2 protein-coding genes are annotated in these 4,259 nt (G+C 65.2%); both read right to left on the bottom strand.

Features of this window, described 5'->3' with window-relative positions:
• Positions 1-2,101, bottom strand: a 2,101-nt coding sequence (locus ACFC14_RS02300; protein ID WP_376101028.1) for an Ig-like domain-containing protein, incomplete at its 3' end; no start/stop codon positions are given.
• Between the two features lie 387 nt (positions 2,102-2,488).
• Positions 2,489-4,259, bottom strand: a 1,771-nt coding sequence (locus ACFC14_RS02305; protein ID WP_376101029.1) for an Ig-like domain-containing protein, incomplete at its 5' end; no start/stop codon positions are given.

Raw genomic sequence — 4,259 nt, forward strand, 5'->3', positions numbered from 1 at the left:
CGAACTTCACGTCCGGGCCCACGATCTCATCGCCAGCCTTCGGCGACGTGATCTCCAGCGGAGCGGTGTCATCCTCGACCTGGACATCGTCCAGGACGATGATCTGGCCACCGGTGATCACGCTGATCGGAGCAGATCCCTCGGGGACCTTCACGTTCAGATCCCAGGTGCCATCGCCCTTGACCTCGGTCTCACCGATGGCATTGCCATCAGCGTCCTTGATCTCCACCGTCGCACCGGGCTGACCCGTACCAGTGAAATCTGCACCGTTCGTGCCGATCGTGTCGCCTGCCTTCGGCGTCAGGACCTTCAGCGGTGCGACGACGTCGAGGTCCTTGATCTCGACCTTCTGGTCACCGGCCTCGACGACGACCGAACCGTTCTCGGGGACCGTCACGACGACGTCCCAGGTGCCATCGGAGTTGACCTCGGTCTCACCGATTACATTGCCATCAGCGTCCTTGATCTCGACCTTCTCACCAGGCTGACCCTTGCCCTCGAACTTCACGTCCGGGCCCACGATCTCATCGCCAGCCTTCGGCGACGTGATCTCCAGCGGAGCGGTGTCATCCTCGACCTGGACATCGTCCAGGACGATTTCCTGACCATCAGCGATGATCGTGATCGGCGCAGCGCCCTCAGGCACCTTCACCGTCGTGGTCCACGAACCATCAGGTTTGACCGTGGTGGAACCGATCGTCGTGCCGTCAGCGCCCTTGATCTCGACCGTGTCTCCGGGCTCACCGGTACCGGTGAACTCCGTCCCGTTGGTGCCGATCGTCTCGCCTGCCTTCGGGGTGGTGACCTTCAGCTCCGCGACGACCGCAAGGTCCTTGACATCGACCTTGCGCTCACCGACCTCGACCGAGGCCGACGTCGAACCCTCGGGAAGAATAACCTCGACCGAGAACGCACCCGTGGTCGCATCCGCCACCGCGGTTCCGACCTCGTTGCCCTCGTGGTCCAGGATCGACACGGTCGCACCCGGCTCCGCGGTGCCCTCGAACAGCACACCCGAACCGATGACCTTGTCACCCGCAGAAGGCGACGACAACACGATGTTCGCCGTGTCATCGATCACCAGCACGGTGATCGTCGCGGACTTCGTGCCCGCCGTGGCCGTCAGCACCGTACGACCGGTCGGAAGCTGCACGTTCTCCAACTTCCACGCACCAGACGCATCCGCCTTCGTTGTGCCGACAAGCTCACCCGTCGCACGCACCGCAGCCGCAGCACGCACCTCGACATCAGCGTTCGGCTGAGCCGTACCGGTCAGGTCGAAGCCCTTCGACCCGACCGTCGCCTCGTCCTCCGGCGACGTCACGACAACCTCACGCTCAACGAGCTGCTCGACAGGATCGGAGATCGAGAAGAGGCGACTGCTCTTTGCCCCGCCGTAGAGGGGGTACATCGCGCCGTTGTAGTTCAGTCCCTGCCCGGTCGCGACACTGTGAATGGTGAACGTGCTCTGGTTCATCGTGCTCTTGTTCGAGGCAACGGACCACTGCTGGTTCGCCGCCGTCGAGCACGTCGACCATGAGGTGGAGGCGCTGCTCTCGGGGTTGGCGGGGATCGCGGGGGCGACGAGACACAACGTCCCGTCTGCCGTATTCGCGGCGTTGCGCGTCTTGATCTGTCCCGTCGTCCCTGAAGCCGGGATAGACCAGCGCAGCCAGCCCTTGCTCGAGGCGGTGGCGATTTCCGCAGCGAGCTTCGTATCAAACTGCGCCTGAGTCAGCCCCGTAGAGACCTGGCTACTCGTCTGCGGGCTGTTGCCAGCCGAATACAGCGTCGCCCAAGAGGTACTGCCTGTCCAGTCAACTCCCGCGAGGGTGGAGTTTCCGTACCCCGTCAGATAGCCGATGACTCGGTCACCCTCGACAGCAGCCGCGGCCGATGGGGTTTCCGCGGCGATCGCGGGAGTGGCAGCCAAAAGACCGCCCGCGGTCAGAGCCGCGATAGTTCCGGCCGCGGCGAGTCCGCGACCAATTCGTCCTGTGGTTTTCACAAGATCCCTTTCACTCGAGTAAACCCGGTCCCCCCGGGATTGGGCGCCGTGCGCGAGTACGCAGAGCGAGTCGAAAGACGTCGGCTGCGTCATTGCGCGCCTCGTCGAGAAATGAAAGGGGATACTTCGGGCGCGCATGACGCGCGATAAGGCCGCGCGGGCAGCGCGGCAGGCATAGCGAAGCGATTCACAAGATCCCCAGGTGAAAGTCCAAAAACGTGACCACCCGCAAGTGCGGATGGATGAGCACGGCATCCCAGCACCTCCGACGCTATGACCGCTGCTTACGCAAGTTCGGTCTGCGAGTGATCAACCAGTGCGAAGCGGATGAAAGCCAGTGCGAGCATCGATCGGCGCGTCCGACAGCCGATGCCATGCGACGAACGCAGCCCGTGCGAAAGGCCCCACGACGACGGCAGACGAGGCGGAGGGCCCGAAACCTCGCGGTTCCGGGCCCTCCGTTTCGTGCGTTTCGCGGGGTTACGCGTCGTCCGCCGAGAAGCGACGACGGAAGCCGAACACTCCAGCCAGCGCGAGCATGACCGCCGCGATCGAACCGCCCAGGAGCGGATCCAGCAGCGGGGTCGACTCGACGTCTTCGGTCACGACGAACGAGATGGACAGGTCCTTTTCGCCATCGTTCACCGTGAACGTGTGCTCACCCTCGGGCTGCGCCGGGACCGTGAGGTTCCAGGAGCCGTCGTCGCCCACGATCGTGTCGCCGAGGGGATTGCCCTCGGCATCGGTGATGATGATCGTCGCGCCGGGGTTACCGGTACCCGCGAACGCGATGTCGCCGTTACCGACGATGTCACCCTCCGCCGGGCTGGTGATCCCGAACTCGAACACCGGCGCGGGAGTGCCGTCCACGATGATCAGGTCGTCGAGCACGACCAACTCACCACCGGCGGTGACGGTGATCGGTGCGGAACCCTCGGGAGCCTTGACCGTCGCCTTCCAGTCGCCGAACTCGTCGACCTCGGCCGAACCGATCTCGGTGCCGTCCTTGTCGGTGATGATCACGGTGTCGCCAGGCTTGCCCTTACCGGTGAACTCGGCACCGTTGGAGTCGATCGTGCCACCGGCGCTCGGCGAGGTCACCGTCAGTGCCTCGACCGCGGGGGTCTCATCGATAACCGTGAGGTCGTCGATGGTGACCTTGCGGGTGCCAGCCTCGATCGTTGCCGACGTGGATCCCTCGGGGAGCACGACCTCGACCGAGAACGCGCCCGTGTCGGGGTCGGCCGTGGTGCGGCCGACCTCGACGCCCTCGGCGTCCTTGATGACGACGGTCGCGCCGGGCTCTGCGGTGCCGTCGAAGACGACACCCGAACCGACGAGCGTCGAACCAGACGACGGCGACGTCACGACGAGCTCTGCAGACTCATCGACGACGAGCACGGTGAGCGCTGCGGTCTTCGCGCCGGCCTGGAAGGACAGCGCGTGACGGCCCTCGTCGAGCACGGCGTCGAGCGTCCAGACGCCCTGCGCGTTCGCGGTCGCGGTGCCAATGAGGTCACCCGGCTCCAGGCTGCGCAGAGCCCCGGCGTACCGCACCTCGACCTCGGCCTTCGGCTGCGCCGTACCCGTGATGGTGAAGCCGGACAGCGCCACCGTGTCACCGCTGCCAGGCGAGGTGACGAGCAGCTCGGCCGTGTCGTCCTCCACCTTCACATCGTCGAGCACGATGGTCTGGCCACCCGTGGTGACCGTGATCGGCGCGGAACCCTCGGGAACCGTGACGACCAGATCCCACGTGCCGTCGGACTTGATCTCGGTCTCACCAAGATCGTTGCCCTCAGAGTCCTTGACCACGACGGTGTCGCCGGGCTGACCGTTGCCGGTGAACTCGGTGCCGTTGGTGCCGATCGTCTCGCCGCCCTTCGGCGACGTGACCTCGAGCGGTGCCACGACGACGACATCCTCGATCTCGACCTTCTGATCACCCGACTCGACCGTCACCGAACCGCCCTCAGGCAGTGGAACAGTCAGCTCCCAGGTGCCATCGCCCTTGACCTCGGTCTCACCGAGCTCATTGCCCTCAGAGTCCTTGACCACGACCGTGTCGCCAGGCTGACCCTTACCCTCGAAGGTCACGTCCGGACCGACGAGCGTGGAACCCTTCTCCGGCGACGTCACCTCGAGAGGCGCCGTCACGACGATGTCCTCGATCTCGATCTTCTGGTCACCCGACTCGACCGTCACCGAGCCGCCCTCAGGCAGCGGAACAGTCAGCTCCCAGGTGCCGTCT

The organism is Microbacterium sp. NPDC055988 (assembly GCF_042269505.1).
Taxonomy (GTDB): Bacteria; Actinomycetota; Actinomycetes; order Actinomycetales; family Microbacteriaceae; genus Microbacterium.